The 24,321-nt window shown below is 67.4% G+C and carries 23 protein-coding genes; 14 read left to right on the forward strand and 9 right to left on the reverse strand.

The features are described from left to right. Positions 1–147: 147 nt before the first annotated feature. On the forward strand, positions 148–3,528 hold the full coding sequence (locus tag B4L26_RS15755; RefSeq protein WP_290720250.1) for a DEAD/DEAH box helicase: 3,381 nt from the start codon (positions 148–150) through the stop codon (positions 3,526–3,528). On the opposite strand, the gene B4L26_RS15760 is transcribed toward B4L26_RS15755, so the two are convergent. Continuing rightward, positions 3,529–4,401, reverse strand: coding sequence for an alpha/beta fold hydrolase (locus B4L26_RS15760; protein ID WP_290720252.1), 873 nt, complete (start codon positions 4,399–4,401; stop codon positions 3,529–3,531). Positions 4,402–4,470: 69 nt separating this feature from the next. Between B4L26_RS15760 and B4L26_RS15765 the strand changes: the two genes are divergently transcribed. The 4 genes from B4L26_RS15765 (at position 4,471) to B4L26_RS15780 (ending at position 6,971) form a co-directional block, all read left to right on the forward strand. Beyond that, on the forward strand, positions 4,471–5,076 hold the full coding sequence (locus B4L26_RS15765) for a winged helix-turn-helix transcriptional regulator (protein WP_290720253.1): 606 nt from the start codon (positions 4,471–4,473) through the stop codon (positions 5,074–5,076). Positions 5,077–5,171: 95 nt separating this feature from the next. Continuing rightward, positions 5,172–5,828: a hypothetical protein gene (locus B4L26_RS15770; protein ID WP_290720254.1), complete on the forward strand. Its 657-nt coding sequence runs from the start codon at positions 5,172–5,174 to the stop codon at positions 5,826–5,828. Between the two features lie 128 nt (positions 5,829–5,956). Continuing rightward, positions 5,957–6,517 carry a Uma2 family endonuclease gene (locus tag B4L26_RS15775; RefSeq protein ID WP_290720256.1) on the forward strand — a complete coding sequence of 187 codons (561 nt, stop codon included), beginning with the start codon at positions 5,957–5,959 and terminating at the stop codon, positions 6,515–6,517. Between the two features lie 7 nt (positions 6,518–6,524). Then, positions 6,525–6,971: a nuclear transport factor 2 family protein gene (locus tag B4L26_RS15780; protein WP_290720258.1), complete on the forward strand. Its 447-nt coding sequence runs from the start codon at positions 6,525–6,527 to the stop codon at positions 6,969–6,971. A 1-nt stretch (position 6,972) separates the two neighbouring features. Here B4L26_RS15780 and B4L26_RS15785 read toward each other — a convergent pair whose 3' ends face one another. The 4 genes from B4L26_RS15785 to B4L26_RS15800 all read right to left on the reverse strand — a co-directional run bounded on the left by B4L26_RS15785 (position 6,973) and on the right by B4L26_RS15800 (position 10,538). Continuing rightward, a complete protein-coding gene (locus B4L26_RS15785; RefSeq protein WP_290720260.1) occupies positions 6,973–7,632 on the reverse strand; it encodes a TetR/AcrR family transcriptional regulator in 660 nt (219 codons plus the stop codon). Then, entirely contained in the window at positions 7,629–8,702 is a 1,074-nt protein-coding gene (locus B4L26_RS15790) for a dihydrodipicolinate reductase (protein ID WP_290720262.1), read from the reverse strand. Before B4L26_RS15790 ends, B4L26_RS15785 begins: the two co-directional genes overlap by 4 nt. A 43-nt stretch (positions 8,703–8,745) precedes the next feature. Continuing rightward, entirely contained in the window at positions 8,746–9,609 is an 864-nt protein-coding gene (locus B4L26_RS15795; RefSeq protein ID WP_290720263.1) for an SDR family NAD(P)-dependent oxidoreductase, read from the reverse strand. 71 nt (positions 9,610–9,680) lie between these two features. Continuing rightward, entirely contained in the window at positions 9,681–10,538 is an 858-nt protein-coding gene (locus B4L26_RS15800) for a TIGR03619 family F420-dependent LLM class oxidoreductase (protein WP_290720265.1), read from the reverse strand. A gap of 107 nt (positions 10,539–10,645) precedes the next feature. Here B4L26_RS15800 and B4L26_RS15805 point away from each other — a divergent pair, with 107 nt between their 5' ends. Beyond that, positions 10,646–11,224 (forward strand): beta-class carbonic anhydrase, encoded by a 579-nt coding sequence (locus B4L26_RS15805; protein WP_290720267.1) that lies wholly within the window; start codon positions 10,646–10,648, stop codon positions 11,222–11,224. Between the two features lie 73 nt (positions 11,225–11,297). On the opposite strand, the gene B4L26_RS15810 is transcribed toward B4L26_RS15805, so the two are convergent. Continuing rightward, entirely contained in the window at positions 11,298–12,233 is a 936-nt protein-coding gene (locus B4L26_RS15810; protein ID WP_290720268.1) for a LysR substrate-binding domain-containing protein, read from the reverse strand. 150 nt (positions 12,234–12,383) lie between these two features. On the opposite strand from B4L26_RS15810, the gene B4L26_RS15815 reads away from it, so the two are divergent. The 5 genes from B4L26_RS15815 (at position 12,384) to rsgA (ending at position 18,858) form a co-directional block, all read left to right on the forward strand. Further along, entirely contained in the window at positions 12,384–13,355 is a 972-nt protein-coding gene (locus B4L26_RS15815) for a fumarylacetoacetate hydrolase family protein (RefSeq protein ID WP_290720270.1), read from the forward strand. Continuing rightward, entirely contained in the window at positions 13,352–14,278 is a 927-nt protein-coding gene (locus B4L26_RS15820) for an MBL fold metallo-hydrolase (protein ID WP_290720272.1), read from the forward strand. Before B4L26_RS15815 ends, B4L26_RS15820 begins: the two co-directional genes overlap by 4 nt. A 55-nt stretch (positions 14,279–14,333) precedes the next feature. Then, positions 14,334–16,007: a flavin-containing monooxygenase gene (locus tag B4L26_RS15825; protein ID WP_290720274.1), complete on the forward strand. Its 1,674-nt coding sequence runs from the start codon at positions 14,334–14,336 to the stop codon at positions 16,005–16,007. A gap of 10 nt (positions 16,008–16,017) precedes the next feature. Next, positions 16,018–17,544, forward strand: a complete 1,527-nt coding sequence (locus B4L26_RS15830; protein WP_290720276.1) for a long-chain-fatty-acid--CoA ligase — start codon at positions 16,018–16,020, stop codon at positions 17,542–17,544. Between the two features lie 237 nt (positions 17,545–17,781). Further along, complete coding sequence (gene rsgA / locus B4L26_RS15835) at positions 17,782–18,858, forward strand: ribosome small subunit-dependent GTPase A (RefSeq protein WP_290720278.1); 1,077 nt, start codon at positions 17,782–17,784, stop codon at positions 18,856–18,858. Positions 18,859–18,901: 43 nt separating this feature from the next. On the opposite strand, the gene B4L26_RS15840 is transcribed toward rsgA, so the two are convergent. The 3 genes from B4L26_RS15840 to B4L26_RS15850 all read right to left on the reverse strand — a co-directional run bounded on the left by B4L26_RS15840 (position 18,902) and on the right by B4L26_RS15850 (position 22,112). Continuing rightward, positions 18,902–19,765 carry a MarR family winged helix-turn-helix transcriptional regulator gene (locus tag B4L26_RS15840; RefSeq protein ID WP_290720280.1) on the reverse strand — a complete coding sequence of 288 codons (864 nt, stop codon included), beginning with the start codon at positions 19,763–19,765 and terminating at the stop codon, positions 18,902–18,904. 138 nt (positions 19,766–19,903) lie between these two features. Next, positions 19,904–20,386, reverse strand: a complete 483-nt coding sequence (locus tag B4L26_RS15845; RefSeq protein WP_290720282.1) for a DUF1942 domain-containing protein — start codon at positions 20,384–20,386, stop codon at positions 19,904–19,906. Between the two features lie 88 nt (positions 20,387–20,474). After that, complete coding sequence (locus tag B4L26_RS15850; protein WP_290720283.1) at positions 20,475–22,112, reverse strand: sulfatase-like hydrolase/transferase; 1,638 nt, start codon at positions 22,110–22,112, stop codon at positions 20,475–20,477. Positions 22,113–22,273: 161 nt separating this feature from the next. Between B4L26_RS15850 and B4L26_RS15855 the strand changes: the two genes are divergently transcribed. The 3 genes from B4L26_RS15855 to B4L26_RS15865 all read left to right on the forward strand — a co-directional run bounded on the left by B4L26_RS15855 (position 22,274) and on the right by B4L26_RS15865 (position 24,259). After that, the gene (locus tag B4L26_RS15855) at positions 22,274–22,894 is read left to right on the forward strand and encodes a hypothetical protein (RefSeq protein ID WP_290720286.1); all 621 of its coding nucleotides are present in this window, start codon (positions 22,274–22,276) and stop codon (positions 22,892–22,894) included. A 159-nt stretch (positions 22,895–23,053) separates the two neighbouring features. Beyond that, positions 23,054–23,890, forward strand: a complete 837-nt coding sequence (locus B4L26_RS15860) for an MBL fold metallo-hydrolase (RefSeq protein ID WP_290720288.1) — start codon at positions 23,054–23,056, stop codon at positions 23,888–23,890. A 9-nt stretch (positions 23,891–23,899) separates the two neighbouring features. Then, positions 23,900–24,259 carry a nitroreductase/quinone reductase family protein gene (locus B4L26_RS15865; RefSeq protein WP_290720291.1) on the forward strand — a complete coding sequence of 120 codons (360 nt, stop codon included), beginning with the start codon at positions 23,900–23,902 and terminating at the stop codon, positions 24,257–24,259. Positions 24,260–24,321 lie beyond the last annotated feature (62 nt).

Raw genomic sequence — 24,321 nt, forward strand, 5'->3', positions numbered from 1 at the left:
CTCCGACGCTACGCCCGACCTCTGACACTCCTTGTTCGCCAAGTCGCGGACTTACCACTAGGGGTGGTTATCCACAGGCGTTCAGTTATCCACAGGCGGCCGTCTCGAGTCGCCCCGGTGTCGTCGGCAGCGCCTAGGGTGGGTCCCATGCCATTCCTCCCGCTCTCGTACAGCCCCGGGGAATTGGCGCGCGAATTCGACGCCGGCACCATCACCCGAGGCACGCGCTACGCGGCTGATCGTCGGATCATGAACGCCCGGTGGTCGGCCGACGAGTTGCTCCTCGTGGCCAAGTGCATCGGGTCCGGCGAGATCTACGACGTCGAGGTCGCTTTCGCCCCGCGCGGACACCACCGCGACCTCGTCGACGCCCGGTGTTCATGTCCGGTCGGGTATTACTGCAAGCACACCGTCGCACTGCTGATCACCGAGTCCCGTGACCCGTCGACCGCAACGCCCGGTTATCCGGTCCAGGCGCCGTGGCGCTCGGTGTTGGGCGGGCTGAGCGTCGACGCGCCGGCGGCCGAATTGGCCCTGCCCGCCGGGGTCGCGCCGCTGGCGATCCAGTTCCACCTGCCGAAGAGCACGCGCTACGCCCAGCACCCCGCACCTACGATCACGCTGCTCACCACGGGCAAGTCCGGGAGCTGGGTGAAGACCGGGATCTCCTGGAACGCGACGATCAGCGGGTCGGGCTTCACACCAGGAATCATGACCCGGTTCGATCCGGAAATGTTCGACGACCGTCAGCTCCGTGCGGCCAGGGCCATCGCCCGCGCCTTCTCGACGAACTATCAGGCGCAGAACGCCGGGGCGATCGCGCTGGGTGCCTCCCCGCCCGACATCTGGGACCTGCTCGCCGACGCCCGCGACGCCGGGATCGCGCTCATCCCGTCGCCGTCGCTGGGTGTCTCAGAGATCGAGCTGGTCAAGACCTCCGGCGTCGGGCTGGAGGTCAAGCGCGCCGAACGCGGCGGCGGGATCACCGTCACGACCTTCGTCCACGTCAACCACGAGGCCTATCACGGCGGATCGGTCGGCCTCATCGGTGTGCCGCGCCCGCACGGGATGTACTCGATCGCCGACGACGTGATGCTCATCGGGCGCTTCGAATCCCCGGGCGACGATCGCGGGCTGGAACGGCTGCTGGCCGCGCCGGCGATGCACATCCCCGACGAGGAGGTCGCCGAGTTCGCCACCGAGGTCGTCCCCAGCCTGCCTGCGGCACTGCCTGTGCTCATCGACGACGACGCCATGGTGAAGCCGGAGATCCTGGGCCCGTTCCCGCTGCTGCGCGTCGACCTCTCCGATCAGGGCGCGCGTGTGCAGTGGAGCGCCGCCTATGACATCAACGGCCGGCTCAAACCGGTCGACGGTGCAACGGCCTCCCTCGCCTATCGCGACCGCGCCGCCGAGACAGCGGCGCTGGCCGGGGTGCGCGACGCGATGCAGACCGTCGCCGCGGTGTGCACCCGGTGGCGCAATCAGGCGATCCACTATATGCAGCAGGACTTGCGGCGCACGGGCAGTAAGTCGCTGGTCGATGCGATCACCGTGCTGTCGAATGCGCCGACGGTCCCCGACGCCGCGCGCCGAGCCGACGTCGACCTGCTGCGTCGCACCTACACTTACTCGCCGATCGATGCTGCCGTGCTGTGCCACGAGGTCCTGCCGCTGCTGCGCGAGAACGGTATCCGCGTCGAGGTCGACGGTGACGGCGACCGCTTCCGTGCGGCGCAGGGCGAACCCGACATCACCCTGACCGCCGACGGGGTGGGCGGCAACGACTGGTTCAACCTGCACCTGCGGGTGGAGGTCGACGGGGTTGTCGTGCCGATGGACCGGCTCATCGTCGAACTGAACAGTTCGGCCACGCACATGTTGCTCGACGACGGGACGTACTTCCCGCTCGACCACCCTGCGCTGCAGCGGCTGACCGAGCTGCTTGACGAGGCGAAGGCGCTCGGCGAGATCGAAGGCTCGCGGGTGCGCCGCGACTCGTACAACGCGACGCTGTGGGAAGAGCTGCTGTCGCTCGGAGTGGTCGACGGTGATCTGGCGCAGTGGCAGCAGCGCATGGCGCGCTTGGCGTCGGCTTCGCCGCCCCAGCACCACGAACCGCCCACAGCCCTGCAGGCGCAACTGCGCGACTACCAGGTCGATGGCTACAACTGGCTGACGTTCCTGTGGGACAACCAGATCGGCGGGATCCTCGCCGACGATATGGGCCTGGGCAAGACGGTGCAGGCGCTGTCGTTGATGGCGTACGCGTTGGAGAGTGATCCGGAGTTGCGGTTCCTGGTGATCGCGCCGACCAGCGTCGTCGGGAACTGGGTGCGCGAGGCGGAGAAGTTCTTGCCGTCGGCGAGCGCTGCCGCTGTGTCGTCGCCGCGCACCGACGGGCCGATCGACGAGCAGATCGACGACGCGCGGATCGTCGTGACGTCGTACACGCTGTTCCGCCTGCAGTTCGCGGCCTTCGATGAATATGACTGGGCGGCAGTGCTTTTCGACGAGGCGCAGTTCATCAAGAACCACAACGGCAAGACCCACCAGTGTGCGCGGCGGATCAACGCGGGCATGAAGGTCGCGATGACCGGCACGCCGATGGAGAACAGCCTCATGGAACTGTGGGCGTTGCTCTCGGTGGGTGCCCCGGGGCTCTTCCCGTCGCCGAGGGCCTTCACCGACTTTTTCCGCAAGCCGATCGAGTCGGGCACTGAACCCGACCGGTTGGCATTGCTGCGCAAGCGCATCAAACCGGTGATGCTGCGGCGCACCAAGGCGCAGGTCGTCAAAGACCTGCCGCCCAAGCAGGAGCAGGTGCTCGCGCTGGACCTGCACCCGCGGCACGAGAAGATCTATCAGACGCGCCTCAACCGCGAACGCCAGAAAGTCCTTGGGCTGCTGGGGGATTGGGAGAAGAATCGCTTCGAGATCTTCCGGTCGTTGACGATGCTGAGGCAGCTGAGCCTGCACGCCGGACTCGTCGACGAGAAGGATGCCGACGTTGCGTCGGCGAAGATCGACCACCTCGCCGAGCAGCTGCCCGAACTGATCGCCGAGGGGCATTCGGCGCTCGTCTTCAGCCAGTTCACGAGCTTCTTGGCGTTGGTGCGGCAGCGGCTCGACGAGATGGGGATCGCCTACGCCTATCTCGACGGTTCGATGACGGCCAAGGCGCGGTCGGCGGCGATCGCCGAGTTCACCGAGGGTGGCGTCCATGTGTTCCTGATCAGTCTCAAGGCCGGCGGCTTCGGGCTGAACCTCACCGAGGCCGACTACTGCTTCGTCTGCGACCCCTGGTGGAACCCGGCCGCCGAGGCGCAAGCCGTCGACCGCGCCCACCGGATCGGGCAGACGCGTCCGGTGACCGTGTACCGGTTGGTGTCCGCGGGGACGATCGAGGAGAAGGTCGTGGCGTTGCAAGACCGCAAGCGCGAGCTGTTCAACGCCGTCGTCGACGACGGCGACCTCTTCGGCGCCGGCATCACCGAGGGCGACATCCGCGAGTTGCTGGGCGGGTGACTAGACCCGGTTGCACCAGTCTCGGATGGCCCCGATGAACTGCTCAGGTGCGTCGGACTGCACGTAGTGCCCGCCCCCTTTGACGATCGTCGTCTCGTGGTCGGGGAAGACTTCTTCCCAGCGCCGCCGCGCGTCGTCGCCGAATGCGATATCGGCGTCGCCCCAGATGATGAGTGCGGGACGGTCGGCGAGGTCGGGAAGTGACGCCTGGAGGGTGGCGAGAAAATCGCGGCTACCGGTGATCTCGCGCGGAAAGACGGCCGACCCAATACGTCGCTCACTGGTGTCTAGAGCCTTGCGGTAGTGCGCCATCTCGCCGTCGGTGAGCTTTCGCAGTCGGTGCCCCGCGGGTAGCAGTCCGTTGACTGACAGATTGAACCGCTGGATCAACAGCCGCCCGATCGGGCTGCCCAGTGCGTGAGAGACGAGCTTGATGCTGAGATCGTCGGCCGGCCACCCGGCCGTGTTGGCGATGACGAACCGGGAGAAGGCATTGGGTCGACGGGTGGCGACGGTGAGACTGATCGGCCCGCCCCAGTCGTGGCAGACCAGAGTCGCATCGCTAATGCCGAGCTGGTCGACGAATGCGGTGAGCGCGTCGGCGTGGTCGGCGGGCAGATAGCCGAACCCGGCCGCCGCGGTGGACAGCCCGAAGCCGGGAAGATCGACGGCGATGCAGCGGAAGTCGTCCCGCAGGTTGGCGATGGTGTCGCGGTAGAGGAACGACCAGGTGGGGTTGCCGTGGACGAAGAGCAGCGTCGGGCCGGTGCCCTCGTCGATGTGGTGGAGCGTATGACCGTCGACGTCTGCGAAGCGGCTCGTGAACGGGTAGAGGTCGTCGTCGACCCAGTCGGGTCGCAGGGTGTTGGTCATGATGTGCCTCTCAAACAGGGTGCTTGATATAATCAAGTGAATGCTTTAGAAAGTCAAGTGGGAGTTCAGATGAAGGAATACGGTCAGTTCTGCGGCCTTGCGCGCTCATTGGACGTCGTGGGTGATCGGTGGAGCCTGCTGATCGTGCGTCAACTCCTCGTCGGCCCGGCACGGTATGGGCAGTTGCAGGCGGGGCTGCCCGGCATCGCGACCAACCTGCTGGCCAACCGTCTGCGCGACCTAGAGGCGTCCGGGGTCCTCGAGAAGCGCGTGGGGTCCGGCGGTGTCGAATACGCACTGACCGAATGGGGTGCCGGCCTTCGCGAACCCATCGAGGCGCTTGTGCGTTGGTCGACGCCGTTGATGATCCCCGGACCGGGTGACGACGAGTTCCAGGTCGATTGGCTGGTCGTCGCGCTCCCGGCGCTGCTGGCCGGTCGTCGCACACCGACGCGGTCGGCAACGGTGGGATTGCGCATCGACGACGAGACGGTCCTCGTCAGTGCCACGCGCAAAGGATTCGAGGTCCTCAAGCCCGACGGCCGGGACGTCGACGGCGTCGTCGTCGGCGAGGCCCACCCGCTCCTCGGACTGGCTGCCGGCCTGCTCACCGTCGACGATGGTCCATTCGTCGTCGAAGGCGATGCCGACGCAGTGCGGGCGGTGTTCGCCTGAGTTAACGCTCGTGCAACGGGATTCGCGTCAGGCACCGCCGATCGGCGGTGCCTGATCACATCCGCGCTGCGTGACTGGAGTGGGAGAGTGGGTACATGCGTCTACTACTCGTCGTGATGGGTGTGCTGTTCCTCGCCGCGTGCAATACGTCGCCCGGACCCGGGCCGGACAAGGGCACGAAGGTCGAGACGATCGTTGCGGTCGTCGACGGTAAGCCGGCCAAGGGCTTTCATGCCGCGCCGCCGATCGACGACAACACCATCGACTGCGACTATGCGACGATCAGCCGCGCTGCGACGACGATGGGCGTGTTCGGCGGGTGCGGGGCGTCGGCGCAGAATCCCGATGTGTGCTGGCCGGGGGAGGGCGTAAAACTCTTGTGCGGTACTGGTCCGTGGTCGCGCGAGCTCCTCGAGTGGCGGATCACGTCGGGCAAGCTGCCGTTGCAGGCCGAGCCGCTGGCCCAACCTGAGCCGTGGGGGATGGAACTGGCCGACGGCAGGCGCTGCCGGGCGCGCGTCGGTGGCGCATGGGGCGGGCGCTCTGACGGGATGGTCGGGGCGTATTCGTGCACGGGTCAGGGCAGCGACGTGGTGCTACAGGGCGAGAATGCGACGTCGGCGGTCGATCGGTCGAAGGCCTATTGGACCGTCGAGATGGGCCAACTCGGTCCGGGCAACCCCCACTTCGGCCCGCCGACGAAGGTGCAGGTGAAAGTCGCCTACTTCGCAGGATCACAGGCGGGCGGGTAGGTACCTGCGCCGGAGATTTCCACAGTTCTCCGTTTTCCACAGATTGGTGTCGTCGGGCGGTTGAGCGGGGCTGGGGCGTCGCCGCGGGCCGATAGATTGCGTGGCCATGGGGGATGGAGGAGCTTACGATGACTGCTATGACGACAGAGGTGCTGGGCCTGCCGCGGGGTCGGGCACTGACCCGCGACGACCTCGATGCGATGCCCGATGACGGGCACCGGTACGAACTCCTCGATGGGGTGTTGATCGTGAGCCCGGCGCCGCGAACCATTCACCAGAGGATGCTCAGGAGTCTCGTCGTACGCGTGCTCGAGGCGTGTCCGGCCGACTTGGAACTCTTCTTCGCTCCGTACGACGTCGTGCTCGCGCAGGACACGGTGATCCAGCCGGACCTCCTCGTCGCTCCCCGGGACGCGTACACCGACCGGGACCTGCCGGGTGCGCCCTCGCTCGCCGTGGAGGTCCTCTCCCCGTCGACGAGAAGCATCGATCTACTGCTGAAGAAGGACCGTCTTCGTCGGGCGGGATGCGCGAACTACTGGGTGGTCGACCCCGACGAGCCTTCGATCACCGCGTGGGTGTTGCGTGATGAGGACTACGTGCAAGCCGGCCACGCGGCAGGGGACGAGGAAGTGACCCTCACCGAACCCTTCGACATCACCCTGGTCCCGTCGGCACTGCTGGCATGATGCCCGCATGACCGTCGACGATTCTGCCCTGCAACTCCTACTCGACGAGGCGGAGATCCGACGCCTCCTCACCCGCTACGCGACCGCCGTCGACTCGCGCGACTGGGAGCTCTACCGCACGGTGTTCACCCCCGGCGCGTGGATCGACTACACGTCGGCGCCGCATGGCGAGGCCGGCACGCTCGACGAGACGGTCGACTGGCTGTCGAAGAACCTCGTCCTGCTGCCGATGACGATGCACTACGTCCTCAACATCGACTCCAAGATCGACGGCGACACCGCGACGGTCCGCGCGATGTTCTACAACCCGCTGCAGATCCCCGGTGTCGAGGGCACGTCGTTCTGCGGCGGCTACTACAACCACAGACTGGTGCGCACCCCTGACGGGTGGCGCAGCGAGCGTCTCGTCGAAGACAACCTGTGGTTCGAGAACAACCCGTTCGCCAACGGGTGAATTAGGCTGCGCCGCCGGCAGACTCGAGGTAGCTAGCGACTACCTCGGTCAACATCGCGAGATCGGCCGCCGTATCGAGGGGCTTGGGCCACAACAGTTCGACGGTGACCAGGCCGCGGATGGTGTTCCAGATCAGGTTGCCCAGGGCGACCGCCGCGCCGCGGTCCAACCCGGGTGCCAGGCGCACACCGATCTCGCCAAGATTGCGTGCCATGTCGGCCAGGCGCGCGTTGGCCTCGGCGGTGCGGTTCGACCGCGTCGACAGCAGGATCGCCGTGGCCGCCTTCGAAGCCGGGGTGGAGAACGTCTGCCACACAGCGTCGACGACGAAGGCGGCGCGCTCAGGCGCGGGACCGTCGGGGATGTGGCCCGCCACCTCGTCGAGCATTCGCAGCAAGTCGTCGAAGCCTGAGTCGACGACCGCCATCAGAACCCCGTCGAGGTCCCCGAAGTGGTACTGCACAGCCCCCCAAGTGACCCCGGCGCGCGCCGCGATCTGCCGGACACTCGGCGGCGCGAACCCCTCGTCGAGGACATAGCGGATGGTCTCGTCGATCAGTGCCTGACGGCTCCGGTCCGCGCGCGCCTGCTTGCCGGTCGCGGGCCGCCGCGCGCTCACCCCGCCAGCAACCACTCCGCGCGTGCCGACCCCGTTGGTCACCACATGAGGCCGGGGACGTGGTCGCTCGGCGCGACGTCGCGCGCGGCAACGATACCGCTGGGCGCCTCGCACGCCGCATTGATCATGTTCACCGCGCGGGCCGCCGTGGCGATCACGCCGCCCTGGTTGTGGTCGGCGACGTCGGTCCCGACGTGAGCGTTGATCTCGACGCCCGGATCCCCGTCGACCTTGACCCTGTGCACGCCCGGGCGCCCCTCCGGCGGGAACGGCCAGTCCGGTGCGGCCGCCTCGGTGAGGCGGTTGACGTGCTCCATCGTGATGACCGGCGCACCGTCGCGGATCCCTTCGACGGCGAATCGGATGGCCGCGACCTTGCCCGGTTCTACGCGCATCATGGTGCAGTCGATCGGCTCGTCTGCGACCCACGTCTCATGCCGCTCGCGGACCTCGTCGAGTTCGACGCCGAGCAGGTCGGCCAGGTCGCGTACCTGCGCTCCCCACATGGACGAGAGCACGCCGGGGAGGAAGAGGATCGGCGTGTGCCCGGGGTCCTCGCCGAAGCCGAAGCTGACGCCGGTGAACTCCGCGTCGTCGTAGGAGCCGTAGTCAAAGACCTCCTGCACGGTGATCGCAGTGGCGCGCCCGGACACGCTCAGCGCTGCATAGACCAGCGTGTCGCCGGAGAAGCCCGGGTCCACCCCGTTGATGTAGAGCGTCGACCCGCCGTCGGCGCAGGCCTGGGCGAGGGGTTCGCGCAGCCACTCGTCGGCTTGGTCGGGCGCGACGAGCCAGACGAACGACGTGCCGACGACGTTGGTGCCGGCGCGCAGGAAGGCGGCGATCTCGGCCATCGCCTCCTGGGCGCGGGTTTCGGCCTGCGACGTGTAGACGACGCAATCGGCGTTCAGCGCCACGAGTGCATCGAGGTCGTCGGTGGCCAGCACCCCCGTCGTCACGTCGAGCCCGGCGAGCTCGCCGGCGTCGCGACCGATCTTCGCGGGACTGCTGGCGTGGAGTCCGACGAGCTCTACGTCGGGTCGTTCGATGAGCATTCGCAGGGCGTGCTCGCCGACGTTGCCGGTGGAGAACTGGATGACTCTGCGCGTCATGGGGGTGCCTTCCCGGTGGTGTCTGGTGTCTGGTGGACGGGGGTCAGAGGAGATCGGTGATCGTCTTGAGGCCGGCGTCGTAGAGGACCCCGGGGAGCATGCCGCCGTCGCACTCGATGGTCGTGCCGTTGATGAAGTCCGCGTCGCCGCCACACAGGAACACGACGGTGGCCCCGACCTCGGCGGGCTCGCCGCCGCGCTTCATCGGGACGAGGTCGAAGTACTCGCGTCCGGTGGGGTCGTCGGCGGGCAGCACGAAGGAGCGGAAGTTGTCGGTGATCGTCGGACCCAGCGCGACGCAGTTGACGCGGATCTGCGGTCCCCACTCCTGTGCGAGCGAGCGCGTCATGTGGTTGAGGCCCGATTTGGCCGCGCCGTAGGAGACGAGGGTCGGTGCCCCGGCGGGGTGGCCGGCGCCGCTGGAGATGTTGACGATGCTGCCCGTGCCCTCCTGGGTCTTCATCTGCCGTGCGACGCGGATCGCGAACCACATCGGGCTGATCAGATTCATCTGGACGGCGAAGGCGTGGAACAGGGCGGTGCGCTCGAAGTCGTCGGCCGCGCGCGGAGCGCCCTGGATCTTCTGGACCAACTCGGGGACGTCCTCGACGTGCGGGGTGGGGACCGTTCCGCCGGCGTTGTTCACCAGGATGTCGATGCGGCCGTAGGTGTCGACGACGCGCTGCACGAAGGCGTCGATGGCCTCGACATCGCCCTGGTCGCACACCCACTGTGCACTGCGGCCCGCCCAATCGGGGTTGTCGTCGGTCCCGGGGAGTGCGGCCAGTTCGCCGCGCGAGCATCCGACGACGGTCGCCCCCTCCGCCAGTAGTGCGTGGGCGATCCCCACACCGACTCCGCGGCTGGTGCCGGTGACGATCGCGATTCTTCCGTCGAGCTTTCCCATGGATAAAACAATTACACCTGCAATTGTTTTGCGCGGGGGAATCGGAATATCCGACGGTCAGCCCTCGGAGGTCAACCCGGCAGGAAGTCCTCGCGGTAGCGCGACATCGCGTCGATCTTCTGGTCGAGGGTGGCGTCGGGACCGTCGTAGAACCACCACGGCTGGGTCATGATGTGCGTGACGCCGCCCGCCTCGGCCCGCGCGATGTCGTCGGGGGTGATGGCGTCGTTCAGCGCGACCATGACGGTGTAATCGTCGACGGGAAGCCCAGCGGCACGTCGCTTTTCGTGCAACCGTCCAGCGACGTCGATGGCCTCGTTGGTGCTGCAGATGTCGCCGATCCAGCCGTCGTAGTGCGCGGCGCGGTCGAGGGCGATGTCGGTGAGGCCGCCGAACATGATCGGGATGGGCGGCGGCGTCGGGCTCATCTCCAGCTTCGGGGTCGAGTAGAACTCGCCGTCGAACTCGGTCCAGCCCGGGCTCCACAGCTCGCGCATCAGCTCGACCATCTCCTCGGAACGTTTGCCGCGCTGGGCGAAAGGCTGGTCGAGGAGGTCGAACTCCTCACGGCACCACCCGACGCCGAGACCCAGGTCGAGTCGCCCCTGCGACAGGACCGATGCGGTACCGATCGCCTTGGCCGCCGAATACGGGCTGCGCAGCGCCGCGACGTAGACGGTGGTGATGAACCGGATCTGCGTCGTGCACGCCCCAAGCGCGCCGACCAACACCCACGGATCGGGCCAATCGGTGAACGGCGACCAGCGTCGTTGGCCGTCCTTGGTGTACGGGTAGGGCGTGTCGAGGTCGGCGAGGTTGACCACGTGATCGGGAATCCCGATGCCGTCGTAGCCGAGTTCGTCGGCGGCCTTCGCGAGCTCGACGATCTCGCGGGTGTCCAGGAATCCGGCGTTGAGGTTCACCTTCACCGGTGGACGGTACCAAGGTCCTTAGCCTCACGGTGAGCGCAAGGGTTCACCCGACGGCACAACGTTCCTAGGCTCGCAGCATCATCATCGATCCCTTGGAGTCAGTCATGTCTGTCCTGCCCGAAGTCCTCGCCGCCAACAAGGCCTACGCCGAATCCTTCGGCGAGAAGTCCGAGCTGGCCCTGCCGCCGGCCCGTGGCTTCGCGATCCTGACCTGTATGGATGCCCGCCTCGACCCCGCCAAGTACGCCGGGCTGTCCGAGGGCGATGCGCACGTCATCCGCAACGCGGGCGGTCGGGCCAGCGACGATGCGATCCGTTCACTCGTGATCTCCTACAAGCTGCTGGGCACCAAGGAGTGGTTCGTCATCCACCACACCAACTGCGGCATGGAGTTCTTCACCGACGAGGTGATCCGCGGCCTGCTCGCCAACAGCCTCGAGACCGCTGCGCTGGGCCCCGACGGCTTCTACGACGTCGGGACCGGCCCGGGCGCGAGCGAGGGCGACTACATCGACTGGCTCACCATCGCCGACCAGGCACAATCGGTGACCGCCGACGTCCGCCGCATCAAGGAGCACCCACTGGTTCCCGCGGGCATCCCCGTCTACGGCTACATCTACGACGTGAAGTCCGGTCGCCTCATCGAGGTGCCCACGGCTCACGAGGCCGGTCGAGCGGCCTGAACCCTGCTGAGATTTCTCCCGTGGTGGGCCGTCGAGGGCAATGTTCCCTCGGTGGTGCACCACGGGAGTTTTTTCAGTCGGCGGCCTGCCAGCCGCGCTTCTCGGCGAGCTGCTCGGCGATGCCGACCAGCCTCCGGACCGTCGCCGACGCCGGGCGACGCCAGTACATGTGCACCGCGATCGTCGGGCCTGCCTGCACGGGACGCCACACGAAGCCCTCGGGCATGGGGTCGTGCTCGTGCTCGAAAGCGACGGAGAACGCCTGCCCGCTCTCAATCATGCGACGCCCGGCGGGGTCCTGGAGGAAGGATCCGCGCGTGAGCATGTGCATCTCGACGATGTCGCCGTGGAAGCCGCCCGCCCGGTAATTGTCGACGACCTGGTCGAAGAAGGCGGGTGAGAACCGTCGCGGCCAGATCACCAGGGCGGAGTCGCCCAGATCGGCGGCCGCGAACGTGTCCTCGTGCGCCAGCGGATGAGCGACGCCGAAGACCGCTCCCATCGGCTCGTCGCGAATGCGGACCGAGTCGAGTTCGTCGGGCAACTCCGGGTGGCGCGCGAGCCCGACGTCGAGCCGTCCGGCGCGGATCGCCTCGACACTCTCGGCCTGCCACATCTCGCTGACCTGCAGGGTCAGAGCGGGCGCGCGCAGCGAGGCTTCCTCCAGCAGTGCGGGCAGCGTCTCGTAGGCGATGGTCGGCGTGAACGAGACCCGCAACTGCCCGACTTCCCCGTGTGCCACGCGCCGCACGCGGTCGAGCCCCGCGGCTATCCCGGCAAGCGCACTCGACGCTTCGTCGAGCAGCGCGGATCCGGCCTCGGTCAGTTCAACGCGTCGGGTCGTGCGCTCCAAAAGCACTACGCCCAAACGCTTTTCGAGCTGCTGGATCTGGGCGCTCAACGACTGCTGGGTGAGATGCAGTTCCTCCGCGGCGCGGGAGAAATTCAGTTTGGTCGCGACGGCGACGAACGAGCGCAGGTGGCGCAGCTCGATGTCGTCGTCGCGCATGGCAGCCTCCTGCAGTCGCGGCCAGATTAACAGTCTGAGCCTGTGACTTGATCGGAAACAGGTGTTTCCGTCGCCTACCTGCGCGGACCTAGCGTTCAAAGCAAGCGCTCCGAGAATCGCCGGAACGCAACGGCGAGAAGGAGGGTCCCGATGAAGATCGTGACGTTCTGTCCGAACGGCGACGGCCCGGCCCGCCCGGGGGTCCTCGACGGCGACGACATCGTCGACCTGACCCAGCCGACGACGGGCGGTCCCGCGCCGGCGTCGGTGCTGGACCTCCTGCGCGCCGGCCCGGCAGCCCTCGACGCCGTGCGTGAAACCGTCGACCGTTCCCGGGCCACCGGCCAGGGCCGCATCGCCCAGAACAACGCACAACTGCTCGCCCCGATCCCGCGGCCCAACTCGATGCGCGACTTCATGCTCGTCGAGGAGCACGTCCGCAACTCGATGGGCTCGGTCCCCGACGAGTGGTACGCGCTGCCGATCCACTGGAAGGGCAACCCCGACACCGTCTTCGGCCCCGACGACGAGATCCCCTGGCCCTACTACACCGACAAGCTCGACTACGAGCTCGAGGTCGCCGCCGTGCTGGGCCGGCCGGTCTACCGCGCGAGTGTCGACGAGGCGCAGGCGAGCATCGTCGGGTACACGATCTTCAACGACTGGAGCGCCCGCGACATCCAGCTGCGCGAGATGTCCGTCGGCCTCGGACCCGCGTTCGGCAAAGACTTCGCGACGTCCATGGGCCCGGTCCTGGTCACCGCCGACGAATTCGACACTGCCGACGCAAGCATGAGCGCGCGGGTCAACGGCGAGACGTGGTCGTCGGGTTCACTCGGCGAGATGCGCTTCAGCTTCGCCGAGGCGATCTCCGCGCTGTCCGCCGAGCAGCCCCTGCAACCCGGCGACGTGTTCGGCGGCGGCACTGTCGGGCGCGGATGCGGTTTCGAATTGAAGCGCTGGATCCAGCCCGGCGACGTCGTCGAACTCGACGTCGACGGGATCGGCGTCCTGCGCAACGTCGTCGGTGCGAAGCGTCCACGACCCGAGGGCGGTCTCGACCTCACCGCCAAACCTCACGCAACAGTAAGCACCCAACCAACCCGGACGGAGACACCATGACGACCATCGAGCGGGCGGCCACCGTCGGCACGCTGCAGCCGCTGGGCGGGGGCTTCCACGCCTTCATCCAGCCCGACGGTGGGTGGGGCCTCAACAACGCGGGCCTGTTCGCCGGCGAGCGCAGCACCGTGCTCATCGACACCTGCTTCACCGAGAGCCGCGGCAAGCGGCTGCGCGACGCGGTGGCGGCGGTCGCCAACCAGCCGGTCGGGGTCATCGTGAACACCCACCACCACGGCGACCACACCTACGGCAACTACCTGTTCCCCGAGGCGACGATCATCGCGCAGCACGCCTGCCGCGACCGCATGCTCGCCACCGGACTGGACACCTGCCACCTGTTCGAAGGCGTCGACTGGGGCGACCTGGAGATCTCCGAACCGACGGTCACCTTCACCGACGAGATCACCCTGCACCTCGACGACAGTGCCGCGACGGTCCGCCACCCCGGCCGCGCCGCGCACACGAACGAGGACGCCTACGTGTGGATCCCCGAGCGCCGATTGCTCTACACCGGTGACCTCGTCTTCAACCGCGGCACGCCGTTCGTCCTGATGGGCTCGGTGACCGGGCTGATCACCACGCTGCGCGAATTGGCCGAACTAGACGTCGAAACGCTCGTCCCCGGGCACGGCGCCATCGGCGATGCCAGCCTGATCCAGCCGCAGATCGACTACCTCGAACTCGTCTGGGAGGCCGCGCGCGAGGGCATGGCCGACGGTCTGACGCCCCTGGAAACAGCGCGGCGCACCGACCTGGGTGCCTACGCGTCGTGGCTCGACGCCGAGCGGCTGCCCGCCAACCTGCACCGCGCCTATTCCGAGCTGCGCGGTGAGGAACCGGGCCGGGTCCTCGACCTCGCCCCCATCGTCGCCGACATGGTCGCCTTCAACGACGGCAAGCCCCTGCACTGCCTCGCGTAGTCGCCTTCCCAACCACCCGCCGATCAACCATCATCAACTCACGACGGAGAGTCCCATGAACCAGCACACCACCACCGATTCCACACCGACCGAGGTCGACGTCCTCGTCGTCGGCGCCGGGTTTTCCGGCCTGCGCGCCCTGCAGCACCTGAGGGAGAAGGGCTACACGGTCCACGTCATCGAGGCCGGCGACGACGTCGGCGGTACGTGGTACTGGAACACCTACCCGGGGGCGCGCGTCGACATCGAGAGCCTCGAATACTCCTACGCCTTCGACGACGACCTGCAGCAGGAATGGGTGTGGCCCGAGCGGTACGCCGCGCAGTCCGACGTGCTGCGCTACCTGCGCCACGTCGCCGACCGCTTCGATCTGCGCCGCGACATCACCTTCGGCGAGCGGGTCACCTCCTGCGTCTTCGACGAAGGTGACGGCACCTGGCTGATCACCACCGACACCGGTGCGCAGTGGCGCTCGCGCTTCTTCATCCCCGCCGTCGGGTTCCTCTCGACGCCCTACATCCCGGAGATCGAGGGACTCGCCGACTTCGACGGCCCGGTGATCCACTCCGCGCAGTGGCCGCGCGAGGGCATCGACCTGACGGGCAAGCGCGTCGCGATCATCGGCACCGGGTCCAGCGGCGTGCAGCTGATCCCGAAAATCGCCGAGCAGGCCGAGTCGTTGACGGTGCTGCAGCGCAGCCCGATGTGGGTGGTGCCGCTGCAGAACACGCCGATGCCGCTGGAGTACCAGACGCGGATCAAGTCGGTGTACCCGGAGTTGCGCCGCCGCGAGCTCGACGAGTCGTTCGCCGGCAACTTCCTCGTCGACTGGGAGATGCGTCCTTCGGAGACGCGGTCGGCGCTCGAGGTCACCCCGGAGGAGCGCGAGGCCGAGTACGAGTTCCGGTGGGAGGCCGGCGGGCTCTCGCTGTACACCAGCTTCGCCGACTTGATCTTCAACCAAGAGGCCAACGACACGTTGCGCGACTTCCTGGAGCGCAAGGTCCGCGGCATGATCAAGGATCCGGCGACCGCCGACCAGTTGATCCCCAAGGACCACCCGCCGCTGACCAAGCGGCTGTGCTGCGAGACCGGCTACTACGACGCCTTCAACCGCGACAACGTGCACCTCGTCAACACCAAGGCCGACCCGATCGCCACCGTGACGCCCACCGGGGTGCGCCTGGCAAGCGGGGTGACCGTCGACGCCGATGTGCTCGTGCTCGCCACCGGCTTCGACGCCGCCACCGGCTCACTGACCCGGCTGAACATCACCGGCACGGGTGGGCGGACGCTTGCTGAACACTGGGCCGCCGGTGCCCGCACGCACCTGGGCCTCATGTCCGACGCGTTCCCCAACATGTTCTTCCTCTCCGGTCCGCTGAGCCCGGGCGGCTTCTTCTCCCCGCCGCTGCAGTCCGATTACCAGGTGCAGGTTGCCGGCCGGATCATGGACATGGTCGGTGAGCAGGGCGCGCGGTCTATCGAGCCGAAGGGTGAATCGATCGACGGTTGGATGGCCCAGGTCGACGCGATCTACAACATGACCCTGGCGCCCAAGGCCAGCAGTTGGTGGAGCGGCGAGAACATCCCCGGCAAGCCCAAGCAGTTCCTGTACTTCCTCGGCGGATTCGCGATGTACCGCGACCTGTGCGAGCAGGAGCTGGCCGAAGGCCTGCAGGACTACGTCGTCAGCGACGGTGCAGTCCCCGCCGGCGCGACCTCGTAGGCGGGCAGCGGTGGAGCACCTGTCGCAGCTCCTCGTCGACGCCGCTGGGCGTCACGGGGAGCGGGTCGCCCTGAGCCTCGACGACGTCGAGCTGACGTTCGCGCAGCTGCGCGAGGCAGCGGTCGCCGTGGCGGCAGATCTTCGTCGACGAGGATTGCGGGCCGGGGACCGGGTGGCACTCGTGCTGCCGAACGTCCCCGCCTTCGCGGTCGCGTTCTACGGAGCGCAGCTGGCCGATCTCGTCGTCGTGCCGATCAACCCAATGTGCAAGGAGCGCGAGATCGCGTACTTCCTCGAGGACTCGGGGGCGCGCGTGGTCTTTGCCTACGACGGGGAGGTCGCCGACACCGTGGAGGCCGGAGTCGGCAGGGCAGCTGATCGAGATGGCGACGCGGGTGCCGAGGATGCTGGCGCTGTTGATTCCGGGGTCGCCGTCTGGCGATGTGATGAGCGGGGTCCGTTGGGGCTGATAGGTGCCGATGCTTCGCCGCAACCGACGCGGTCGGCGCAGGACACCGCGGTGATCCTGTACACCTCGGGCACGACGGGAGTCTCCAAGGGCGCGGAGCTGACCCACCGCAACCTGGTGAGCAACGCCCGCACCACCGCCGCGCACATCACGCAGATCGACGAGATCGACGTGATCATGGGCTGTCTGCCGCTGTTCCACTGCTTCGGGCTGACGTGCGCGATGAACGCGGCGTTCAGCGTGGGAGCCCGCCTCACGCTGATCCCGCGCTTCGACCCAGACCGTGCGCTGGCGGTTATGAAGCGCGACGCGGTGACGGTCTTCGCCGGAGTGCCGACGATGTATTCGGCGCTGCTCAACGCGGCGGGCGACAAGGCCGTGCCGTCGTTGCGCTCGTGCATCTCCGGCGGTGCATCGCTGCCGGGTGAGGTGCTGCGCGCGTTCGAGGCCGAATTCGACTGCATCATCCTCGAGGGCTACGGACTCTCGGAAACGTCGCCGGCGGCATCGTTCAACGTGCCCGAGTCCCCGCGCAAAGTCGGCTCGGTGGGCCGTGCGCTTCCGGGCGTCGAGATGAGGGTCGTCGACGCGAAGGGTGTCGACGTTCCCGACGGGGAGGTCGGCGAGATCGTCATCCGGGGCGAGAACCTGATGCGCGGGTATTGGGGCCGGCCCGATGCCACCGCCGAGGCGATTCCCGACGGCTGGTTCCGCTCCGGCGACCTGGGTACGCGCGACGGCGACGGCTACTTCGCAATCGTCGACCGCAAGAAGGACATGATCATCCGCGGCGGATACAACGTCTATCCGCGTGAAGTGGAGGAGGTCCTCTACGAGCACCCCGACGTCGTCGAGGCCGCCGTCGTCGGCGTGCCCGATGAGCACCTGGGGCAGGAAGTCGCCGCGGCTGTGGCTTTGCGTCCGGGGGCGGTGGCCAGCGCCGATGACATCCGGGAGTACGTGCGCGAACAGATTGCCGGCTACAAGTACCCGCGGGTCGTGTGGATCCGCGAGAGTCTGCCGAAAGGCCCGACCGGCAAGATCCTGCGTCGGGAGCTCCGGCCGTAGTAGGCGTACCTGCTGAGATTTCTCCCGTGGTGGGTTATCGAGGGCAATGTTCCCTCGGTGGTGCACCACGGGAGTTTTTTCAGTCGGTGTATTGATAAATCGATTGCGACGCCGATCCGGGCGTGGCTAGCGTGGGGTCGTCAGGACTTCGAGTGAATGACTAGGGAGGTGGGTCGATGACCGTCGCAGTTCGTGCTGTCCGCAGTACTCCGACTCATCCCACCCCTAGGAATTCACATGTCCTCTCCAACCTCTGAATCTTTCGATCTCTCCACACTCGGCTGGGACGCCTTTCGCGACGCCGGGTTCGCCGACTACGCTGCCGCCGGGCTGATCCCCGCTCGGGTTTCGCGCGTCGACCGAGGGCGTTGTGACGTCCACACCTCGCTCGGTCTGTTTCGTGCCGCTACCCCGGCGGTCGTATCCGAAGAGGGCGGCGTCGTCACCGGCGACTGGGCGGCGCTGCGCCTCGACGGCACCCCGCAACTGGTGGCCGTGCTCCCTCGGCGCGGTGCCATCTACCGTGCCTCCTCGGACCGCACTTCGCGTCGGCAGGCGCTGGTCGCCAACGTCGACACCGTGGTCGTCGCGACCGCGTTGACCGCCAAGCTGCGCCCGTCGAAGGTCGAGCGCCTCATGGCGCTGGCCTGGGATGAGGGTGCGACGCCTGTCGTGCTGCTCACCAAGGCCGACCTTTTCGACGGTGATCCCGCCGTCGCCGCGGCCGACTTCGCAGCACAGGTCCCCGGCGTCGAAGTGCTGCAGGTCAGCTCGATCACCGGTGACGGCCTCGACGCTCTGCGCGAGCAACTGCGCGGCACCACGGTGGTACTCGGCGCGTCCGGCGTCGGGAAGTCGACGCTGGTCAACGCGATCGTCGGGGCCGACCGCATGGACACCGGTGCCGTGCGCTCCGCCGATGACAAAGGCCGTCACACGACGGTCACCCGCGAACTCATCCCCTTTCCCGGTGGTGTCCTCATCGACACCCCCGGGCTGCGGGGGATCGGGTTGCAGGACGCCGACGAAGGCATCGAGCGCGTGTACGCCGACATCGAGGCGCTGGCCGCGCAGTGTCGTTTCGCGGATTGTCAGCACCGGTCGGAGCCGGGCTGCGTGGTACGAGCGGCGATTGACGACGACGAGCTGGATGCCGATCGTCTAGACCGCTACGAGCGGATGCTGCGCGAGAGTCAATGGGCAGCCAGTCGCGGAAATGCGCGTGCCGAACGCGAGCGCCAGGAGCAGTGGAAGACGGTCACCCGCCAGCAGCGGGCGAAGTATCAACTCCGCGAGCGCAACAGGAAACGGTGATCGAGTGCCGGCGAGCCCCCATGGGCGAGCCGGTGTATCGAGATCACTTCTTCTTGGTGCCCGGAAGTACGCCGGCATCCAGGACCTTCTTGGCCAGTGGACGCATTGCGTCGAGGAGCTCATCGGCGCCCGGACCCGTCCATGCGGACTCGCTCACCGCGTCGGTCATGGCCTCCATGTCGTCGTAGAGCTCGGCGCCATCGGGCGTCAGGCGGTGTCCGACGGGGCTGTCGGTGCGCTCGATGAGGCCGCGCTCGACGAGGCGTTCGACCGATGCATTCCAGTCGTCCTCGGACCACCCGCGCGTGAGCATCGTCATCGTCTTGCCCATCGCACGTCGGCGGATGGTCGGGTCCAGTAGATCGGCCTCGTGGAAGACGCAGGCGTCGAGCCCGTCGATGCCGTGGACCACCAGGGCCGCAATGTGGTTGTCGCCGCGCCACTCTCGTAGGACGGTGATGTGCTGCCACAGCGCCAGGATCGGCTCGTCGGGCACATCGGCGGCGGCCCATGCGGCGGCCAACGCGCGCCCGCTGAGCGGGAGCGACGCCGCGAGCTCGCCGTAGCGCGCGGCGAGGTCGGCGATCTGCGGCCCGGTCGCATCCTCGCCGAGGATCGCGCCGAACTGCTCGCTGAGCATCTGGTTGCGTCGGGCGTTGACGACGTCGAGCCCGGCCGCACACGCGTTGGTCCACGCGTTGTCGATGAGCTGGGGTGCGAAGTTGTAGAACGTCGCGGTGACGACGGAACTGTCGCACGGGCCCAGCGGCGCACCGCGGCCGCCGACGTAGACGGCGTACGGATCGAGTCCGGTATCGGTCTGCATCGCACCCAAGCCGGGATTGAAATAGGCCAGGATGTGGAACGGTTCCAGGGTCTCGTACGCCTTGCGGGCTGTGCTGCTCACCGGTCGCCTCCTCGATGTTGCGTCTTAGGTCCACCGTACGGTGCGTTCCCGCGCTCTCGCCTCGATCCCGCGGCCTCGATCGGGGCGGCGGGATCGAGACGGAGGGGCGGGAAGCTTTCGGCGCCGTGCCTTGCCGTCCTACGAGCCGAAAGAGCCGAAGGGCGACGCGGGGGTCGGGGTCTGCTTGGTCTTGTGCCAGCGGATCGTCCAACTGGCCAACCGATCGCCGAGGACGTCTTCGAAGACGATCCTTGTCGGGCGCGGTCCGTCGATCTCGAAGCCGACGGTCCCGCGTGCTCGCTCGCCGGCCGGAAGATCACCCGAGCCCAGTGTGGTCACCGAATAGTCGGGCCAGTCGTACTTCGTCCCGTCATCGGCCTTGGCCGACCAGTAGAGGGGGTTGACTGCCACTTCGCCGCGCGTCGCCTCGATGATGACGGTGAAGCTGAGCACGCCGTTGCTCATGTTGATGTCGTCGATGTCGACATAGCCGGAGCCGTTGTATTCCTGCGTGAAGTACCTCCCCTGAATCGCGTGCGCCGGAGCCGCTGGCGCCAGAAAGGCAATGACTGCCAGGCCCAGCGCGGTGAGCAGACTGGCAAAGCGAACGAAAGCGTTCATGGTTTCCTCCAAGTAATGATTACGGACCGACCGAATCGGTCCGCGTGCCGGAGGAAAGGTATAGCCGGACGGTCTGACAGAGGTGCCGCTACCGGAGCACGCCCGCGCGCGGTGCGGTATGAGTCCGGGCCATCGCGGCGTGCAGTTTCTGATCCATCCGCGCGACCTGTTTGGGCTGGTAGGCACGGGGATTTCCGGGGTCGGCCAGGTTGATCAGCTCGTGCGGATCCTTGCTCAAGTCGTAGAGCTCGCGTTGTGGGCGCGACCCCCCGTCGGGGTCGAAATAGACGGCGTACTTCCACCGCTTGTCGCGGATCGCGCGGATGTGGTTGGGCTCGCGCACGATGTTCTGGCCGTCGGGGGTGGCGACGTTCTCGTCGTCGAAAGTGAAGACGACACTGTCCTGCACCTCCGCAGTTGGGGAACCCGGCCGTGCCACGGCGTCGGCGATCACCGGCGTCAGGTCGGTGCCGCGGAAGGTCCAGCGGGCCCGGTCGGGCACCTGAGCGAGCGTCGCGAACGTCGGCATGAGGTCGACGAGGGAGGCCATCGCCGTCGTGGTCGCGCCGCGCGGGAACATCACCGGGTTGCTGATGATCAGCGGCACGCGCAGCGTCTCGTCGTAGGCGTTGAAGATCTTCTGCCGCAGTCCGCCGTGGGCCATGCCCATCTCGCCGTGGTCGGAGATACGCACGATGACTGTGCGGTCGCGGACGGCGGGCTTCTCGTCGAGGGTGTCGAGGACGGTGCCCAGATGCTGGTCGACGACCTTGTGCAGATAGGCGTAGAAGTTCACGTAATCGGTGGCGCCCTGGGGCGTCGGGAGGGGACCGAGGCCGCCGGCCAGCAGCACCTTGGACTGCACCTGAGCGCTCGGCTTGAAGTTGGTCAACAGGTTCTCCGAGTACGACGCCGGCAGCGAGATGCCCTGTCGGAAAGCCGCGGGCGCCTTCGACGCGTAGTTGTCGCAGTTGCCCTCACGCTGGTTCCACGTGCGCGGGTAGGAGAGGATGTCGTGCGGGTTGGCCAACGAGATGATTAGCGCGAAAGGCTGTGCGGCACTTCCGGTTTCGTTCTTCAGGAAGTTGACGGCCTGGCTGGTGACCGAGCCGTCGTGGTCGGCGCAGCCGCCGCCGAAGTTCGACGGTTTGGTGTCGCCACCGAAGTCGGGCGCGTACCAACCGTCGAATCCGTACTTCTTGATGTCGACGGGCCGCGGGAGGGCTCCGTTGGGCGCCTTACTCATGTGCCACTTGCCGCGGTAGTGCACGCGGTACCCGGCGGCCCGCAGGATCTTGGCCATGTTCTGCTCGTCGAGGGGCAACTGCGGTTCCGACGGTGAGAGCGTCCCGCCCTCGGTGAGCGTGCGCGTCACGCCGTGCTCGGCGGGGTACTTGCCGGTGAAGAACGTCGCGCGGCTCGGCGAGCACATCGCCGCGGCGCAGAAGGCGTTCTCGAAGGACAGCCCGTGGTCGACGAGCCGCTGCCGGTTCGGCAGGTTCCGCGCGGCCCATCCTTTGGGCCAGTGCATGGGTTTCCGCTCCTGGTCGGTGATGAACAGGATGATGTTGGGGCGCTGCACCATCGAGCCCTCGGCCGAGGCTTCGCCTCCACCCGCGGTCATCGCCGCAGCACCCAGCGCGGTGGCCGCGGTGCCCGCGGCAGCGGCGGTGAGGAAGTCGCGACGCGAGACGGTCGACGGAGCCTGGTCGGCGTCGGGATTCATGGGGGCCATCATCTCCCAGCCGGAGCGGTGGCGCCACGACTCGGCGACAAGCCTCGTCGACCGCTTTGATATCAGAGTGAAATTTGAGAGATATGTGACTGATGGGTTTCTGGATCTAAAGTTCTGAGCACAAGCTTCCTTTAAACAGATTGGTGTTCTTGATGAAAACTGCGCTCTTCTCGCGGGTCTCGCTCGCCCTGCTCACGACAGCCAGCCTCGGACTGGCCGGAATCACCGCGACCGGGCCCGCGGCCGCCGACACTACGAACAAACTGCCGTCGATACTCACCGACACCGGCAGCAGTACGGGCAGTGGCACGGGCAGCTGGGATCCGCAGATCAAGCGTGACAAGGGGATCGAGTACAACGTCGTGGTCCACCACCGGGACATCACCTACACCGCCACCGGCGTCCCCCGAGTAGGCCGGCCACCGCTGACGTTGCCGGGAAGTTGCCAGACCGCAGTCGTCGACATCGTGCGCGCGTTGCCGGTGGTGGGCCCGGACATCTTCCGGCTGATCCGCGGAGAAGACGTCGACGTGGCCGCATTGGTCCAGAAGGTACTTGGCGCTGAAGGCGTTATCGGCGGGCAGCACCTCCTGCGCACCGCCAACTCCGCGGGCATCGTTACCGGCACGTTCAGCGACCTGCCGCCGGCGGTGTATCTCGTGGCAACGGTGTGCAATGTCGCCGTCAACCGAAACAACTGGGGCGCGGCGACCGCCCGTGTTCGCAGCGACGGGAACGGGTCACTCGGGTCATCCGGGTCCAGCGGCAGCTGACACCCCGTTCGTTCTCGCGGCACACTCGCCCGGCGCGTGGGTTCCGTTCTGGTTCGTGTGCGAATCATCAGCACGTCTCGTCGCAGTAGCTACGCCAGGCAGCTGCGCCAGCAACGAGGGTGGGGCTAGCCCCATGGTCTGCGGGGCTAGTCTTCTGGAATGGCAGAGCAGCGACTCAGCGAGCATGTGACGTTGCTGCGCGGAGTCGACGACGGCACGTATCCGCGCGGCAACCCACTGCTCGTGCGCGGCGGCGACACCACGGTTCAGATTGACGCCTCGCTCGACCACGCCGCCCCCGACGTGGACCTCGTGCTCATCAGCCACTATCACGAGGACCACGTCGTCGGCCTGGGTGAGACGAAGGCCGCGGTCTCGGTGCACGAGCGCGACCTGCCCGGCGTGCATTCGTGGGACGACTTCATCCGGCTCATGGACGTCGACGCCGAGACGTTCGGTGAGGACATGCGCCGCAAGTTCCGCTGGTCGGAGCGTCCCGACGCCCAGGGCTTCGGCGACGACGCGGTGATCGACGTCGGCGGCGGAGTACGCATCCACGCCGTGCCGCTGCCCGGGCACACCATCGGGCACACCGGCTTCCTCATCGAGCCCGACGGGGTGCTCTACATCGCCGACGTCGACCTCATGGCGTTCGGTCCGATGTACGCCGATCTCGGGTCGACGCTCGCCGACGTGCGCACGACGCTGAAACGCTGCGCCGAGGTCGACGCGGGTATCTACACGACCTTCCACCACAAGGGCCCGTACTTCGACCGCGACGACTACCTCGCCGACCTCGCCGTGCACGCCGGCGCACTGGACGCGCGGGAGGAACGGTTGCGTGCGCTGCTGGCCGAAGGACCGATCACACCCCAAGAGGCGGTGGGGCGCGGCGTCGTTTACCGCGTCGATGGACGCCGGCCCTGGTATGCCGACGCCGTCGAGGAGGTCATGGTCGCCCAACACCTCGCCGAGCTCGAGGGTGCCCCCGGGTAGGGTCGCGTCATGACCAGCGGCACACCCGATAAGCCCATCACCGTCAACGGCGCGAACCGGTTCATGATCGCCCTGCTGCACACACCCGTCGTCGGCGGATTCCTGGGCCGGGGCCTGACCATCCTCACCTACACCGGCCACAAGTCGGGCCAGGTGTACCGGACGCCAGTGGGCTACCGGCGCATCGACGACACCGTCACGTTGGAGTCGAAGTTCGGGTCGCACAAGAAGAATTGGTGGCGCAACTTCGTCGGCGACGGTGCGCCGGTGACGCTGCTCATCGGCGGCAAGGATCGCCCCGGCCATGCGGTCGCCGTCGTCGACGGTGATGCGGTGACCGTGACGGTCACACTCCAACCGGAAGGCTGACGTCGCGGCCATAGCCCTGGCCGAACCCGTGCGTAACCGGAGGTGAGAGTGCTATCACTGAG

Origin of the sequence: Gordonia sp. UBA7599, assembly GCA_002477755.1 — a bacterium.
GTDB lineage: Bacteria > Actinomycetota > Actinomycetes > Mycobacteriales > Mycobacteriaceae > Gordonia.